Source organism: Nostoc sp. CCY0012 (genome assembly GCF_963920855.1).
Lineage (GTDB): Bacteria > Cyanobacteriota > Cyanobacteriia > Cyanobacteriales > Nostocaceae > Cyanocohniella.
In genome coordinates, this window is record NZ_CAWUDM010000042.1 from 36,837 (window position 1) to 53,840 (window position 17,004).

At 41.3% G+C, this 17,004-nt stretch carries 14 protein-coding genes; 8 read left to right on the forward strand and 6 right to left on the reverse strand.

The genetic code is table 11. The features are described from left to right. Positions 1-56 precede the first annotated feature (56 nt). The gene (locus ACM0OS_RS14140) at positions 57-566 is read left to right on the forward strand and encodes an AAA family ATPase (RefSeq protein ID WP_414543817.1); all 510 of its coding nucleotides are present in this window, start codon (positions 57-59) and stop codon (positions 564-566) included. A gap of 121 nt (positions 567-687) precedes the next feature. After that, a complete protein-coding gene (locus ACM0OS_RS14145) occupies positions 688-1,695 on the forward strand; it encodes a DnaJ C-terminal domain-containing protein (protein ID WP_414543818.1) in 1,008 nt (335 codons plus the stop codon). Here ACM0OS_RS14145 and ACM0OS_RS14150 read toward each other — a convergent pair. Then, positions 1,685-2,959, reverse strand: coding sequence for an MFS transporter (locus ACM0OS_RS14150; protein ID WP_414543819.1), 1,275 nt, complete (start codon positions 2,957-2,959; stop codon positions 1,685-1,687). The genes ACM0OS_RS14145 and ACM0OS_RS14150 overlap by 11 nt on opposite strands. A gap of 1,028 nt (positions 2,960-3,987) precedes the next feature. On the opposite strand from ACM0OS_RS14150, the gene ACM0OS_RS14155 reads away from it, so the two are divergent. From ACM0OS_RS14155 to ACM0OS_RS14165, 3 genes are all read left to right on the forward strand, one after another. Further along, on the forward strand, positions 3,988-4,377 hold the full coding sequence (locus ACM0OS_RS14155) for a hypothetical protein (protein WP_414543820.1): 390 nt from the start codon (positions 3,988-3,990) through the stop codon (positions 4,375-4,377). A 195-nt stretch (positions 4,378-4,572) separates the two neighbouring features. Then, positions 4,573-4,803: a hypothetical protein gene (locus tag ACM0OS_RS14160; RefSeq protein WP_414543821.1), complete on the forward strand. Its 231-nt coding sequence runs from the start codon at positions 4,573-4,575 to the stop codon at positions 4,801-4,803. Positions 4,804-5,206: 403 nt separating this feature from the next. Next, entirely contained in the window at positions 5,207-7,567 is a 2,361-nt protein-coding gene (locus ACM0OS_RS14165; protein WP_414543822.1) for a WD40 repeat domain-containing protein, read from the forward strand. A gap of 116 nt (positions 7,568-7,683) precedes the next feature. On the opposite strand, the gene ACM0OS_RS14170 is transcribed toward ACM0OS_RS14165, so the two are convergent. Both ACM0OS_RS14170 and thrC read right to left on the reverse strand, forming a co-directional pair. Next, positions 7,684-8,925 (reverse strand): hypothetical protein, encoded by a 1,242-nt coding sequence (locus ACM0OS_RS14170; protein ID WP_414543823.1) that lies wholly within the window; start codon positions 8,923-8,925, stop codon positions 7,684-7,686. A 544-nt stretch (positions 8,926-9,469) separates the two neighbouring features. Beyond that, positions 9,470-10,561, reverse strand: coding sequence for a threonine synthase (thrC, locus tag ACM0OS_RS14175; RefSeq protein ID WP_414543824.1), 1,092 nt, complete (start codon positions 10,559-10,561; stop codon positions 9,470-9,472). Between the two features lie 347 nt (positions 10,562-10,908). Between thrC and ACM0OS_RS14180 the strand changes: the two genes are divergently transcribed. Next, on the forward strand, positions 10,909-11,100 hold the full coding sequence (locus tag ACM0OS_RS14180) for a hypothetical protein (RefSeq protein ID WP_414543825.1): 192 nt from the start codon (positions 10,909-10,911) through the stop codon (positions 11,098-11,100). Between the two features lie 55 nt (positions 11,101-11,155). Here the strand turns inward: ACM0OS_RS14180 and ACM0OS_RS14185 are convergent, their stop codons facing one another. Together ACM0OS_RS14185 and ACM0OS_RS14190 are read right to left on the reverse strand one after the other, a co-directional pair. Then, complete coding sequence (locus ACM0OS_RS14185) at positions 11,156-13,489, reverse strand: hypothetical protein (RefSeq protein ID WP_414543826.1); 2,334 nt, start codon at positions 13,487-13,489, stop codon at positions 11,156-11,158. Positions 13,490-13,871: 382 nt separating this feature from the next. Continuing rightward, positions 13,872-14,264 carry a hypothetical protein gene (locus ACM0OS_RS14190; RefSeq protein WP_414543827.1) on the reverse strand — a complete coding sequence of 131 codons (393 nt, stop codon included), beginning with the start codon at positions 14,262-14,264 and terminating at the stop codon, positions 13,872-13,874. A 283-nt stretch (positions 14,265-14,547) separates the two neighbouring features. On the opposite strand from ACM0OS_RS14190, the gene ACM0OS_RS14195 reads away from it, so the two are divergent. Together ACM0OS_RS14195 and ACM0OS_RS14200 are read left to right on the forward strand one after the other, a co-directional pair. Continuing rightward, a complete protein-coding gene (locus tag ACM0OS_RS14195) occupies positions 14,548-14,886 on the forward strand; it encodes a nucleotidyltransferase family protein (RefSeq protein ID WP_414543828.1) in 339 nt (112 codons plus the stop codon). Next, positions 14,873-15,223, forward strand: coding sequence for a DUF86 domain-containing protein (locus ACM0OS_RS14200; protein ID WP_414543829.1), 351 nt, complete (start codon positions 14,873-14,875; stop codon positions 15,221-15,223). Before ACM0OS_RS14195 ends, ACM0OS_RS14200 begins: the two co-directional genes overlap by 14 nt. Positions 15,224-15,340: 117 nt before the next feature. On the opposite strand, the gene ACM0OS_RS14205 is transcribed toward ACM0OS_RS14200, so the two are convergent. Continuing rightward, positions 15,341-17,004, reverse strand: a 1,664-nt coding sequence (locus ACM0OS_RS14205; protein WP_414543830.1) for a DUF4912 domain-containing protein, incomplete at its 5' end; no start/stop codon positions are given.

The following is a 17,004-nucleotide window of genomic DNA, read 5'->3' on the forward strand; positions in this document are numbered from 1 at the left end:
TTAGTCATTAGTTAGTGATCAATACTAATTAATCACTGGCCAAGGACGCAGGACAAGTGACTAAACTATTTTTACTAATTGGTCTTCCTGGTAGCGGTAAGTCAACTTTGGCAAAACAATTAGTCACAGAATGCCCCCAAATGCAACTGATTTCTACGGATGCGATTCGGGGGCAGCTTTTTGGTTCAGAAGCAACTCAAGGGCCGTGGCTACTGATTTGGAGAGAAATAGAACAACAATTTCAACAAGCTGTGACCACAGATAAAACAACAATTTTTGATGCCACCAATGCCCAAAGACGCCAACGACGGGAAATTATCGCCTTAGCTCGTGAGGTCGGTTTTACTCACATTACAGGGATGTGGGTGAGGACTCCCGTTTGGCTGTGTCTAGCACGCAATCAAAGACGTCAGCGCCAAGTTCCCCAAAATGTCATCTGGCGAATGTACCGTCAACTCCGGGATGCTCCCCCTAGTTTAGAAGAAGGAATAGACCAACTGATTTGGTTTCCCGAAAGGTGGGAGTACGGAAATTGCGCTGGTGTGGAGAGCGGGAACCACACTTGATTTTCTTTAATTTCTGTTAATTTAAAATCAGAGTTTTTGATGCTGGGGAATATACCCAGCAAATCAAGAATCTCACTTTTTACGAACAAAGATAACGAAAATTTTTATAGGAGGCTGGTAGATGGCTGCAACCGACTTTAAAGACTATTACGCAATTTTAGGAATCAGTAAAACTGCCAGTCCAGAAGAAATTAAACAAGCTTTTCGCAAACTAGCTCGTAAGTACCACCCTGATGTCAACCCAAATAACACGCAGGCGGAGTCCAAGTTTAAAGAAGTTAGCGAAGCCTACGAAGTTTTATCAGATACTGATAAACGCAAAAAATACGACCAATTTGGTCAATACTGGAAACAAGTCGGCGAAGGTTTCCCATCTGGTGGTGCAGGTGTGGATATGGGCGGCTTTGATTTTAGTCAATATGGCAGTTTTGATGAGTTTGTCAATGAGTTATTAGGGCGCTTTGGTGGCCCTGGCCCGCGTCCTGGGCGACAAAGTTACTCTTCTTATCGCACCTCCACAGGTAGACCTAGTGGTTATGGCGGTTTTAATGATTTTGGTTTTCAAGATGTAGGTACTGGTGCTAGTGCTGGCCAACAAGATACAGAAGCAGCGATCGCCTTGACTTTTGCAGAGGCATTTGCTGGTGTCCAAAAGCACTACACTTTAGGCAACGAAACAATAGAAGTTCGTATCCCGTCTGGGGCGAAAACTGGTACTCGTCTGCGGTTGCGGGGTAAGGGCCAATTCAACCCCATGACTCAACAGCGGGGTGATTTATATTTAAAAGTTGAACTTCAGCCACATTCATTCTTTCAATTTGAAGGTGACAATCTTGTTTGCGAAGTGCCTATCACTCCAGATGAAGCCACTTTGGGCGCATCCATTGATGTCCCTACACCCGATGGATCAGTAAATGTGAAGTTACCTGCGGGAGTGCGTTCTGGGCAATCCCTACGGTTGCGGGGTAAAGGCTGGCCTTCAACTAAAGGTGGACGTAGCGATCAGTTAGTAAAAGTCGCCATCGTCCCTCCTAAAGACCTGAGCCAACAAGAGCGGGAATATTATGAAAAAATTCGGGCTATACGTACCTATAATCCCCGCAGTCATTTACAACAGTTTAAACTTTAACTGAATGGTCACGGAAATTTTGTTCAAGGTAACGGGGATTACGTACTCCTATATGTAAAATTAATGCTGTGACTAATGCACCCATAGCTGATACCAAAAAGGTAGTTTTATAGTCAATAGTGTCTGCAATCCATCCACCTATTATAGGAGCAAGAATGGTAGCAGGGGCAACAAGGGTATTGCCAAGACCAATATAGGCCGGTCGTTGACGCTGGTTACCAAACTCTAAGGTCATAACCGCAGCAATATTTTGCAGGGCGATCGCACCTATTCCCGCTCCGACAAAGACTAAGTAAAACCAGTTGGCACTTGTTGCGAGGTAAGCTAAAACCGAGCTGATTGCACAAGCAATAGAACCAATCTGTAAGACTAACTTATGGCCTTTGCGATCGCCTACCCAACCCAAAACCAATGCAGCAATAGTTTGAGTGACCATCAGCACCAAAGTAATTAACCCCACAGATGCTTCTTTCATCCCATGTTGGTGTACGGCGTATAGTGTATAAAAGGGAAGTGGCATCAATGCTAACTGTGATACTAGACGTGCCATCAAAAAACAGCGAAAATTCTGATCACGTCTGAGAATTACACTCAAACTATGCCAAAATTCATGCCTATTTGCCATCGCAGACACTTGGTTACTGACCGGTTCCCGCGTCCTCGACATAAAAAACCAGGATATAGCCATAGCGACGCTAGCACACAAAAAACAAAGAGCAAAGTTCAATGGTCGAGCAACTTCCTTCAGCAGTAAGCCAGCGATCATCGCACCACAAATGCCCATCAAATTATTCGCCGCCGCTTGGGAACCGTAGAAAATGCCCAGTCTCCCAGAAGGCACAATTTTAGCAACCATGCTTTGCCAAGCAGTAGCACTAAAGCCGCTACCTAGTCCCTGCCAAATTAGTAAGGCAAATGTCAATTGCAACACAGTTTGGCTATTGAGTTGTGGCTGAAATAAAGCAACTAATGCTAACCCCAAAAACGGTAACTTTTGGTGAATTGTCAATGACATCACCGTTGGCTTATAACACTGCAAACGAGCTACTTTATCAGCTATTAGTAACTGAGGAAGTTGCCAGCCTAAGCGGGGAATAGCTGGAATCAGTCCAATAAGCAATGCAGAGTTAGTAAAACCGCTAACAAACAAAGGAATAATAGTAATAAACGAAGCAAAACCAGCCCCCAAACCAAAAAATGCACTGTCAACAATATTTACAGTAAAGTTATGGCGGAGGTCTTTTTGAGTTTCAGGATTAAACATTTTTATAAATATCGCAAGTGTGAATTGATGATTTTTGACACACAAACAATGCCACTTTTTAAAGCTGCTTTTCGATAAGTTGAATTTTGAAAAAAATGATTTTAGCTGGTAATTAATCCCTCAGCCTGATAGACGATAAACACCTCTATTATTTGTTGACCTTCTTAGTCAGATGCCTTTTGGGAAGAGCATTTTAAGTAGGATGATGGATATAAAAAACTCTAATTGAGTAATAACTTGGTATAGCAAATAGCGTCTATAACCACACCCATTGAATTGGGTGATTTTTATATAGAGATGGTCACACACCTGAGGAAATTTCTAGTAGAAAAATCTATATAAATATTATTAAGCTTTACTTGTATAACATCTGACAAAACCCCACTAATCCTAGTGTTGTCAATGGCAATGGCAGCAAAACTCAATCTTTTCCCAATGATAATTACCCAAAATATTGAGCAGCATGATCCTGGGGATGATAATATTTCCTGTGACGTGTTTAGATACTCAATTAGTTATACTCAAGAAGTCGCACAATCATTAACACTGATAACAATACAGCTATTTTTTTTACTCCCTGGTGTTTTATTACTACTGGGTAAACTAGGTCAGCATTTCACACAGGTTTGCGTTCCTTTTTAGGACTAACAAAAACCTGAGTTCCATAAATTATTCCCAGATGCTTTACTTAAATCACCATTGGAAAATATTTTTTTTAACCCACTTAAACTAAGACAGGAAACAACTCAGCAACGCTTTCCTTTGAATGTGAGTTCGATGAAACTCTTCCCAACCCTTCTCCGACGCTGAAAGGGGCTGAAATATCCTTCATTAACAACGAAAATTAAGCTTTTAAAGGCTCTAACACCTCTAACGCCACTTGCTACAAGTCGGTAAAGCCGACGACAGTCGCTACTTAGGTGTAAATACAAATATGTCGATTTTTCCAGAGTCATAAAAAATCGACAAGCTAGAAACCTCTCGCTCATAACTAACGTCCTCATGACAGTGTAGTGTCAGAAAAAACCATGAAAAGCGCAGTTATTACTAAAACTCTTATTGCATCGCTGGGTTTGTTCGCTGTTTTTGCTCCTAGTCAAGCATCTGCTCAATTATTGCCACAACCTTGGGTTTCTGTGGGTGGTCAAGATGGTGAAGTCACCTATGCTGTAGGAGCTAGAGCTTTAGATTTTGGCGTTGAAGTCGGTAGAGGCCCCGATGGCGCTACTGGAGTAGATGTTTTAAAATTTTTGAGTTTGCCAATTATTTCACCTTATGTGGGAGTTGGTTTATATTCGGAAGATAAAGGTGTCGCTTTTTCAGGTGGCGTTCAAGTAGGCGCTACTGATAACGTTTTTGTAGGTGCTGGTTACAATTCTGTGCGCGGATTTAACGGTCAACTGGGAATTAGATTTTAATTTTTATTTTGATGATGAATTATGTAAATCTGATATAAGTCTCAGTAATACAGTTAAATTCTCTGATAATAGATTAAAAATATCACTCTATTGACACAGCACAACATATAAGTATGTCTCTTTTGCTAGAAGTCACTGTTACTTGCTGAGTCTTAAATTATATAAGTAGTAGTTTAACGGCATACAGAGGCAAACATGAATCAAGAGCAAGGTAAGCCGATTGATTTATCAGTCCATGAAACCTCATACCCCAGTAAATCCCGTCCTCATCAGGAAGCGGAAGTTATTGACGAAATAAATGATCTAAATGACGCTGTTCATGACGACGAAAACGTTGATGCTGAAAAATCAGAGCCTTTTGATACTGGTAGCGAACAAACTCTAGCGGATCGGCAAATCACTATTGCTAATTTGAGTGCTAGTTAGGCTTTTTGTTAGTTTCTCTAGCCCACGAGTCACAAATCTTACCCTGCAATTCCTTCTTTGGTAGAGAGGGAATTTTTTTTACAAATTCCCAGAATTATGGGTTACCCACTATAGGGGATAAACCCTGAGATAATTCAAAATTTTATTTTCGGTAAATAAATCATAATTATCAGGAAAATTACAAAAATTTAGCTGTAATTAATTTGTGGAATTAAATATTTAAATACTTTAATAGATGATTTTTATATCTTTGATTAATTATCATCTCTCAATTATTGGGGATTTTTTTAGACAATATGTTTCCTGCAAGTAGTAGTATGATCAGTGTCTACTAATTAATGACAAGTTTTTATTTATCTTTGCCGCATACTGTTAATGTTATTGATGTCATAGGAATCTTTTTATGGAGCCAGGGTTAAGGTTACTCATTCAACTTGTAATCGAGTTTGCGCCTGTGCTTGTAAATTTCATCCAAAAGAGTACAAAATCAGGTATCGCTATAACTGATTACGAGTTGCCAACATTACTTCAAGGTGCAAATATTGCACCCCAGACAAACAGTTATCAGCCAGGATTAACACAAGAAAAATTTCTGCAACAGCAATTAGCAGTTTATCAGCGAGAAACTCAACTAGAGGTAATTAAGCAAGAAAGAGAAACTAAACTACAATTACCAGAAGTTTCCAAAATCTTGGATAACTGGCCTTTGCGGTTATATCCTTCGCAAATTTTAGAGTCTCATACGAATCATCAATGTCCCCCACTCAAAATTTTTCTGGCTCCTCCACAAGTTAAGTTTGACCAATTTGACTTAAAAAATCAGGAAAATTTAAAATTAGAGCTAATGTTAGCGGAAGGTTTACGAGAGTTTATTCATCAACATTATTCTCTGCATCATCCCATTAGACCTACGGAATTATTAGCAGGAGCATGGGATAGTAAACGTTTTCATAGTGAATCTAGTATTAAAGCTTTGTTTGGTATGCTGAAAACAGAGCCGATGTTAATTCTAGAGTCAGAACAAGATGGAGATTATTTGAATTTTCGGATTGCTTATTGGGGATTGGGACAGCAACAGTATTACTACAAAACTATTTTTCGGTTACCGTATAAAGAAATTCTGTATGAGTCTGCTAAAGGTCGTGCTTTGCAGTGGAAAAAACTCAGAGATGAACTATTGTTATTAGGGGAGGATTTAGTTGAAATTAATCTTCTCGGTAAAGATAATGTATTTAATTTAGCACTTTTAGAAAAAGCTGAAAAATGGCAAGAAAAGGGTATTGATATTAGTCAATTAGCCTTAGAGTACCAAGTTAATCATCAAGACTGGGAAAAGCTTGGTCAAGTATTAATTACCTGTCACTCTTTGGTTGCTGCTTGGATAGCGGATGCTTATCATTTAGTTCACCATGACGCGTCTCCCTTGCTTCCTGAGTTACTACCTAGTTTGCTGCAAGATACGATTAATTTACCATCTGTACAAGAACAATTGCAGGTATACGCTACAGGCTATGAGCAAGTTTACCAAGCTTTAGAAAATGAGCGCCGTTACTGGATTCCCGAATTGGCTTTGCAATTAGCTCAAAGTTTATCTCATTTACCCGATCGCACTTGGTCACAAAAGCAAATTGATTACTCTCTAACCACATGGTTGCGATTACGTCAAGTGTCTCTACAGGAATTTGCTAATCCTTTGGAGGCCATGCAATCGGCCGTGAAGATGGAAGATGCAGAATATCTGCAAAAGTTAAAAGAATATTTTACAGCCGTAGATGATTGCCAAAGTATTCTAGATGTAGAGAAATTGTTAGAGGCGATCGCACACCTCAAACACGAAATTACCGTAGCATCTCCCCGTCTGGGCCATACCCTCAATGGACATACAGGTAAAGTTGCATCTGTAGCCATTAGTGCAGATGGAGAAGTATTAGTCAGTGGGTGTGCAGATAAAACTATCAATATTTGGCAACTTAACACAGGCAAAAAAATTCGCACCCTTTCAGGGAATTTAGGAGAAGTCTCATCTGTAGCCATTAGTCCTGACGGGAATTTTTTGGCGATGGGTAGTTGTGAACACCCCAAAGGAAATGTCAAAGTTTGGCATTTAAAAACCGGAAAACTCATCCACACACTCTTGGGACATCAAAAACCAGTAAACGTGGTAGCAATTAGTCCAGATGGGCAGATTCTCGCTAGTGGTAGTAATAAAATTAAAATCTGGAATTTGCACACAGGCGATCGCATTTGTACTCTTTGGCATTCCTATGCTGTTCATGCTGTGGCTATCAACCGCGATGGTACAATCCTCGCCAGTGGTAGTGCTGATCATAAAATCAGACTATGGAACCCACGCACGGGTGATCCTTTACGCACTCTCATTGGTCACTCAGATGAAGTGAAATCAATAGCCATTAGTCCTGTTGGTGCAGCGTCCCCGGAGGGGTTTGGCGAACTCCTTTTCAGTGGTAGTGCTGATACTACCATCAAAATTTGGCATTTAATTTCCGGGAAACTCCTGTATACATTGAGTGGTCACTCGGATGAGGTAAACTCATTGGCGGTTAATCCTGATGGAAAATTCTTATTTAGCGGTAGTGCTGATACAACTATCAAAATGTGGTGTCTGGCTACAGGTGAAGTGCTACAAACCATGACTGGACACTCAAGAACTGTAAATGCAATTTCTCTAAGTCAAGATGGTAAGTTACTCGCCAGTGGTAGTGCTGACAAAACTATCAAAATTTGGCAGATGGCTGTTAATTAAATAGGTCTTACGCACTCGCTACGAAAATCAAGGCTTTGAGATTGCTTCCCTACGGTCACAATGACGAAAATACGTGGTTGGTTACGTAAGTCCTATTAAACTGAGAATCCCATTCTCTAACCTTTTTTGCACTTTGATAACAGCAAACATACTAGTCCCATGACTACCAAGGAAATTGAAGAACTTGCTTCTGGGACAGACTGAGGACTTTGAACAGGCTGATAAACATTGATTGATGCCAAAAACTGCTCAATATCACTAGATATATCACCGTTATTAGCACCAGCACCTTGAGAAAGAATGAGCCGATTAAAGGTCTGGGTTTCAGATTCTCCTAAACCTCCTGTCAAGACTAGAAAATCTTGACCTATTCTACCGATAAGGGAGTTAATCAGGTTGTCAGCATCAGCCCTAAATTCTGGCGAAAACAATTCTAAACCTGTGTCGTTATTGCCAACACCAATCATTGTGTTGTCACTATCTATTAACCAGTTACCATTTCCCACCACTGTATTGTCATTGGTGAATATCCAGTTACCATTACCCAGAATTGTGTTGTTATTACCAAAATCCCAGTTACCGTTGCCTACAGTTGCATTATTACCACCGAAATGCCAATTACCATTACCTAAAGTTCTGTTGTTGCTACCATCTTCTAAATACCAATTGCCATTTCCTACAGTTGTATTGTTACTGCCGAATTGCCAATTACCATTACCAATAGTTGTATTATTAATGCCGTCATCCCAATACCAATTACCATTACCTAGAGTTGTATTGTTACCACCAAAATGCCAATTACCATTACCTAGGCTTGTATTATCATTTGCTAATAGCCAATTGCCGTTACCAATAGTTGCGTTGTTATTATTAAAATTCCAGTTGCCATTGCCAATGGTGGCATTATCATTACCATAGTCTGAGTTGAAATTACCAATGGTTGCGTTATCGCTGCCAAAGTTTCTGTTACCATTCCCAATTGGTGCATTCCCCTCATTAAAAGGTAGACTACCTGAATTAGAAGCGTTACCGCTAAAGGGTATATTCTCACCAGAGATAATCCTTAAGGGATCAAAAGGCAATTGCTGAGGTGAACTGTCGTCGCCTGGAAACGGATTGCTATTAGCACCATTAGTAAATGGGTTGTTATCACCGTTGAAGAAGTCGTTACCCAGAACTAATTGCAAGCGGTCAAAGATTAATTCTTGCAGCTGACTGCCAGCATCGCCTGCAAATGGATTGATAGTACTTCCAGGAATGGCATTAATATTAGGGTTGTTACCACCAATAACCAAGGGATTATCAGCACCAAAGGTGTTCTCTCCACCCTGAGTTGGGTTGACAGCATAAGCTTCCATCGGTATTCATTCTCCTGTTTTTAGTTGAAAGTTTTTACAGAATAGATGGAGAATAAAAGGCGAATTTAAATCAGTTAAATGATTGATGTTTTAATTTATTTATTAAGTAAACTTTTAGGATTTTCCTAATTAAATGGGACTTACGCACACTCTACGGATTCTTGGCGTTCTACAGCCCTTGCGGGCATCGCTGCGCGCGGGCATCTTGGCGGTATGCGCTTCGCGCACGCTACGCGAACGATAAATTAAGGTTTTTGATGATTTTTGCGTAAGTCCTGTTAAAACTAATAAAAAATTAAATCTTGATTAAAACAAAACTTTGTTTTTTTAGTTATACATATTGTTATAAAATTTATGCCGCGCTTGCAATGAACAATCTTTTGATTGCCATATCATTTCTTTTGTTTTTTGTGTGGGGATGGAGAAGACGTTTAAAAATTCCTATTGTTGGTAGTAAAACATTCTACATCCCCCTAAATCCACGTCACTTGCTATTGGAAAACAAATCGCTACATGGAAAGCAGATATTTATGGCCGCATTATGTTAAAAACCCATCGCTTTAGCTACTGCCCCTAATTCAGCATCAATCCCTTGTTTAAATTGGCTGTGGCTGTGTTTAATGGCTGTATCTGGGTCTTTTAAACCATTACCAGTCAGTACACAAACTACTGTAGCCCCGGTGGGTACTTGGTCTTTGACTTGCAATAATCCAGCTACAGATGCCGCACTAGCAGGTTCACAGAAAATGCCTTCAGATGATGCTAAAAGTCTATAAGCATCTAAAATTTCTTCATCGGTAACGGCTTTAAAGCAGCCTTGACTGGCAGATTGAGCCGCGATCGCTTTATCCCAACTGGCAGGATTACCGATGCGAATGGCTGTAGCGATGGTTTCGGGATGGGAAACTGACTTGCCATTTACTAGAGGCGCTGCACCTGCGGCTTGGAATCCCATCATTTTAGGCAGGCGATCGCACTTACCAGCTTGATGATATTGACAAAATCCCATCCAATATGCTGTGATATTTCCGGCGTTACCCACTGGGATACACAACCAGTCTGGGGCGTTACCCAAGGCATCCACTACTTCAAATGCTCCGGTTTTTTGCCCTTCTAAACGGTAGGGATTGACGGAATTAACTAATGTCACAGGATAGCTTTCTGCCATTTCCCGCACAATTTCTAGGGCGCGGTCAAAGTTGCCTTTAATGGCTAAAACTTCTGCACCATACAATAATGCCTGGGCTAATTTACCCAACGCCACATAACCATCGGGTATCAACACAAAGGGCTTCATCCCTCCTCGTCTAGCATAAGCGGCGGCGGCGGCTGAGGTGTTGCCTGTACTAGCACAAATCACTGCTTTGGCCCCGGCTTCTTTGGCTTTGGTGATTGCCATAGTCATACCCCGGTCTTTGAAGCTACCAGTGGGGTTTAAACCGTCGTATTTGACAAACACTTTGACTTGTCTGCCGATGCGTTCTGCGATCGCTGGCACCGGAATTAAGGGCGTATTCCCCTCTAATAAAGTCACAACAGGCGTTTCGTCGCTGACAGGCAAGTACTGGCGATAGGCTTCTATCAGTCCGGGCCAAGGTTGGCGATAAGATTTAGCGGCAGACAAACTCACAGTCACGGGTTTTAAAAGTTTTAACTAAGGATTGAGGAAAAAAGCATGGGGAAGAGAAAAACTCCAATTCTCATTCTCCCAGAATAATTATCTTTTTGCGTGGCAGTGTCTCACGGATGATTTTTATTTGATGTGAAACGTCAATTTATCATAACTGCCAATGGGTACAACTGCTCCATGTAGCGATAATTGACCTACGGAACATAGGTCGCACAATCGCAGTCACTTATGAAAACACCAGCTACCTATCAGATCAAATGATAGAAAGTATACAATCATTTAACAAACCTTAAACTTACATTATTATAATATTTACTAAATGGTGTGAGTCGAGTTGTGGATTTTATTTAACAATGCCTACTTATTCATCCAGTGTTTCCGAACGTCCCACCCAGACCCTCTGGGTTAGCGATTTAACAAAATCTCATTATCAAGATGATCAACAAGCAAAACTTCAACACCTGCAAGCAGAGGTAGATTCTCTGTTACAGCAATTACAAAACCTGAAAGAACAACGTTCAACCGATAACAACCAAGAAGCATAAATTTATTTTTGGGCGATCGCCAGCAGTTCATGATTTGACAAATAGTCAAGAGCTGCTACTCAAAGCGTTGATTCTTATCTGACCAACGTTTGAGACTGTAGTTATGGGTATTCTCTACTAATAGAGCTAGAGATTTACCATGAGACAGCTTGGCGATCGCTGTCAACACTTGTTGAGAGTTTTTTTGAAAATCTGTATAAATAACCTTACCATTATCTGACAAGATGAGGGTACGAGGACGGTCTGAATTTGGCGCCAATTCCTGGGTTTCCCCGGTATCCTGTAAAGAGGCGATGGCATCTGTGGAGATAGTTAGTACCGTTTCTGGCTTGGTATTATTTGTTAAATCAATCATTTGTAGAGGCCAATCACCCAATTGTGCTTGAATATCCAGAAACTTAGGCACAGCACCTCCAGGAATTTGGCCAGATTGTTGTAAAGAATTCCACATAATCGGCAACATGGCATCAACGGCTGGGGGATTTTGTTGATACAGTTGTGTGAAAGTAATTGGTGATGGTTGTATCCATTCCAGTGTGGCAGTCGTCAAGGCTAAAGGTTTGGGTTGCTGAGATTGATACTTACCCGGAATTGCTTGTCCTGTGGCTAATAACTGCAAAACCCCATTGTGCCAACGTACCCCTTTAATAGTGGCAGAGGTGATTTCCTGTTCTCCATTGGGTAGCCACATAATAATTTGGATCACTGGATTACTATGAAGTCCCAAAGTTGTCCAAAAAAACTGGGCTGGAGAAGTTTTTGGCGGTTGCAAATTTTTGAAAGGAGAACTCAGCCAGGTTTTACCGTCATGAAAAGTACTGACATCTACCCGATACCAAATTTGCTGATCTATTAGTTGCAAGTCTGCATTGCTATTGGGCTGCAACCACTCGGCGGACTTGACTTGCGAGATGGGTTTTACCACACCCACAATCTGACTAGGATGATGAGCCACGATTTTTGGCTTTGCGACATCGCCATTGAGGTGTGCGAACAAACCTTGCACATAAGTAAGATTGGCTGGGGTAATTTGCGGTTGAGACTGTAACCAAGAATTAGCCCGTCCTTCTCCCCGTTGCGCGGCTAAAATCAACGCTGCCCAAGATTGTACATCTTGTCTGTTGGGATTAATCTTCAGCGCCGCCACTGTCCGATTCCACAACCGCCCGGTATCTGCTTTGAGGAGGGTAGCGATTTCTTGGGCATTTTGCTGTGATGCGGTAAACACCTGTAAAGCTTTGGCCCAGCGTCCATCAATTAACTCTGCTAATACTTGTTGACTGGGACTCGCCCAACTTATCTGGGCTTGAGCTTTAGTCAGTTGGGAGTGCAAGCGAATCAAATCAACCTGGGCTTGGGCTGTTGCGGGGAAACCTCCAGGGCGCTGTTTTTGGATGAATTGCAACCATTCGGTGGCGGGTGTCCATAAGCCATTACGAGCAATGAATAAGGCATCTTGGTAAGCAGAATCGTTAATGGCTGGTGATTTGAGGGAAATTTCCGCTAGTTGAACAGGGTTGAGAAAAAAATTAGTGGATTGGACTTGGTAAATGCTTAACTGGGGTTCTAAACCTACTGTTTGGTCGATAACTAGCTCTTTGGCACCGCCGCCAGTCACTTGCTGCCATTGGGGTAATTGTCCGTTGGAATTTTGCCAAGATAATAATTGTTGGAGGTTTGTACGCTGGGCATTGTAGTACACAATGTAACCGTAGGCGATCGCCTGAGTTTTTTGTTGACGCTGACCCCACAAAGCTAACCAAATCCCTGGTGATGGTGCGCTATCGTCAAAACGTTGAATTTTAGTTAAGGGTAAAAGAGTGTTGCCTTCTTGGTGTTCTAATGTGGCATCAATTAAAGATTCTTCTGGTGCAATAATGGGTAGTTGTGTCGTTAGATGATAGTAACGTTCTGGCAACGATTGGAACTCTGACTTTTCTGAACGCTGGTAAACCCTCAGTTCAACTACTTCTAGACAATCAGACTGGCAATTGGTACGCTGCTGCAAAATTGGTAATAAAAAAGAGCCTTCCTGATCATCTAACGCTAGAGTTTCCCCAGCTCTTTGTTGTTGACTGAGATTCTCTTGAATTTGGTTAAAGGTTTGAGGAGGTTCACTTTGATTCAAAGGAATGTGCAACGATTCAGGCAGAAATTCATTCAGCCACCCTACCTGTTCGGGATTGAAAATGAAAAGAATACTAATCCAGAGAAAAGCCATGACTAAGGCAGCACTGGTCAATAACAGAGTAAATGCTAGGATTGACCCCAGCCATCCCTTAGATGGAGACTTTTGCTGAGATTTTGAAGAGGCGCGTTTGTTAGGACGACCATGAGACTGATTTCGTTGAGAAGATTGTGGCTTCAGCTTGCGCGAGCGATGTGCCATTGTGGTTTTTAGGTAAATCAAAGAACAGGTTTGTATCGTTCTTTTATACTCCTGCTTTGATGATGTTGCCTAGAAGGGTGAAATCTAGTACCGCCAATTTCGCCGTTGCTGATGCTGATTTGGTCATTGAGCCAGTAGATTTTTATAAACTTGTGGCACTAGTTCTTGAAGTGTAGAGATCCATTCAGCATCAGAGGATACGGAGACGCAATATTTATAGCTTGAGGCAAATTATGATCATAGTTTTTAGAAGGGCGATCGCTTAAATTTATTTTTCATCCGCAACTATCAAATATGCAAAGCCCTGTGAGCATTCCTGCTGCTGGACAGCTAATGCTAGCCCAGGTATTGATGCAGGAAAACAAGGGTAGTGCTGTCCGGATTAATCTGCTGTTTTTGTTTTCAACACCTGATCTAGCAAATCTCTAGCAGGTTGTGCTTTAGCTAGGGCTGCTTGATGGTCACTATAAGCGCGAATCAGACGAGAAAGACCACTCACACCTGATTTGAGTTGCTCAAGTTCTTCTCCTGCAACTATTTCTCCATCAAGCATTCTTCCAATTAAAGGTTTGATGTCGCCCACGTCCTGGCGGATTTTTTGGAGCTTTTCTACAGTGGATAGTAAAGTTTTGAGTGAGTTCAAGATGCTATCAATATCCTGGACATCCTCTACTGATTCAGGCTTTTCGGCAATTTCTTCTGAATCTTGAACATCTAATTCTGTAGACAAGTCTTGTGCGGATGTTTCTGTTTTTACACCATTTGTCCGTGGCATTAATACTTCCTCAAAGGATTTTTTCTAGTGTATCGTGAAAAATTATTTCACATTGAGGTCGCCATGCACGCAGACGCATATTGTGACGCGATCGCCTTTGCTAACTAGTAGTGTTCATTTTCTTGCACGTGGAGAAGATATTTCTTCTCGTCCAATGGTACAGTCCTTGGCGCAGGTGTTAGTGGGGTTATGTCGATCAAAAGGCGATCTCACTCAACAACTAATCAAAATTTAAGCGAAAATCAGTAAACTAAGTTTATGCAGATAGTTCACAGATATGATAATGAAAACACAAAAATATCCAGTTAAAAAATTAGCAATACCTCTACCAATGGACGCTATAGAAAGCTTTTGTCAACGCTGGAAAATTGCTGAATTATCAGTATTTGGCTCTATTTTACGTGATGATTTTAATGTAGATAGTGATGTGGATTTTTTATATGTCCTTAAACCTAATATTCACTGGAAATTACTTGATTTAATTGGTGCTGAAGAAGAATTAGAAAAATTGCTTGGTCGCAAGGTTGACTTAGTGAATAAGTCTAGCGTTGAGCAAAGTCATAATTGGCTAAGAAAACAAAATATCCTTTCATCGTCTCAAGTTATTTATGACAGCAAATAGGGATTTAGAGTCCATACTTGATATACACCATTACAGTCAAAATACGATTTCTTTTGTGTCCGGGATGACGAAAGCTGAATTTGTAGAAGATCAAAAAACAATTGCAGCAGTAATGTACGCGATCGCTGTCATGGGAGAAGCCACTAAAAGATTGTCAAAAGAATTTCGAGAGCAACATTCCCATTTACCTTGGAAGCAACTCGCTGGTTTACGCGATCACTTGATACATGATTATAAAAATATTGATCTGGATATACTATGGGATGTCGTTTCGGTTGAAATTCCAGCATTACTGGTTAATTTAGCACCTTTGTTGCCCAAGCAGGAAGAATCATGATGAGCGATCGCCTGTGCTAACTAGTAGTATTCATTTTCTTAAAATGTTGGTGCGTGAGGACTAAAGTCCATCACACACGCTACCAATTAAAAACAAATGAGGGTAAGATTGTGGGCTTCAGGTTGAGTGAGACTGTTCCTGAGAAAACTGCTTATGGATAGTTTGACTGTGTTGTCCATTGGCAGCAATTGCCGTCATCATATAGTCGATTAAGTCCTCAGAAAAAGGAATACGCAAGTGGAAAGTCCCATCTGATTTGAGTGTGATGGGGTTATCACCAATAGTTACTGTGGCACCTGGTTCTGTTGCGCCGTGGATAATTAATTCAGCATCGGCGACAAACCAGAAATCTGCTTGGGGACGACTGAAAACACGCACTCTTTCGGAACGGGCGATGGTTTCCCAATGTTCGCCTGGTGTAATATAACCAATTTCGGTCATATAATCGCGTTCGCTTGTGGGAATGGCTACGTAACGATCTGATGTGATGCCTTCACATTCATACTGCTGCAATAACTGGGGAGTCTGATAACTCAAGTCTATATCTGTGACATCATACAGCCGCAAAGATAATTGAGAAATGCCTGCATCCCGTAGTGCTTGCTTGTGGGTTTCGCTAATGTACCAAGTCGTATATGCCCATTTGGCAGTCCGGGATTTGAAGATAATATGACTCTCGTTATTTGTAGGGGGCAATTCTACAAATGTTTCATCTGCTGTGGGTGTAGTTTCATCTATGTTATTTGTTACTGGCAGATTAAAGACACGCACTCTTGGGGAACGAGTAATTGTCATCCAGCGTTCATCTTGTGTAAGATAACCGACTTCGGCAATATAATCGCGTTCGCTTTGAGGAATTTCTACTTCGTGTGCTTCTACACTAGGTTCGAGTTCGTAATGCTGGATAAATTCTGGTGTTTGATAACTTAAGTCCAAATCAGTGACATCATATAGCCGTAATGCCAATTGAGTAACGCCACGAGATTGGAGTGCTTGTTGGCAAGTTTCGCTAATCGACCAAGTGACATCAGCCCATTGGGAGTTTCGGGGTTGGATGGTAATATTTCTTTCCCCATCTACATCTAGTGGCGGTTCATCTATGGTATCTGTAACTGACAAGCCAAAGACACGCGCCCTTGGGGAACGGGCAATTGTCACCCAGCGATCGCCTGATGTCACATATCCTATTTCGGCAATATAATCGCGTTCGCTTTGAGGAATTTCTACATAGATTTCTACTGCCCCAGGTTCTAATTCATACTGCTTAATAGATTCTGGTGTCTGGTAACTCAAGTCCAAATCGGTGACATCATATAGCCGCAATGCCAATTGAGAGATACCTGATGCTTGCAATGCGTGCTGCCAGATTTCCGCAATGTACCAAGTTACATAAGCCCATTCTGCATTTCGGGGTTGGAGGATAATATTCCTTTCCCCCTCTACCTCTGGTAACGGTTCATCTGTAGCATCTGTGACTGATAAACCAAAGACACGCGCCCTTTCGGAACGGGCAATTGTCACCCAGCGATCGCCTGATGTCATATATCCTATTTCGGCAATATAATCGCGTTCGCTTTGGGGAATTTCTACATAGATTTCTACTGCACCCGGTTCTAATTCATACTGCTTAATAGATTCTAGTGTCTGGTAACTCAAATCCATATCTGTGACATCATATAGCCGCAATGCCAATTGAGAAATACCTGCTGTTTGCAGTGCTTGTTGGCTGGCTTCACCAATGAACCAAGTAGCATAAGCCCATTCTGCATTGCGGGGTTTCA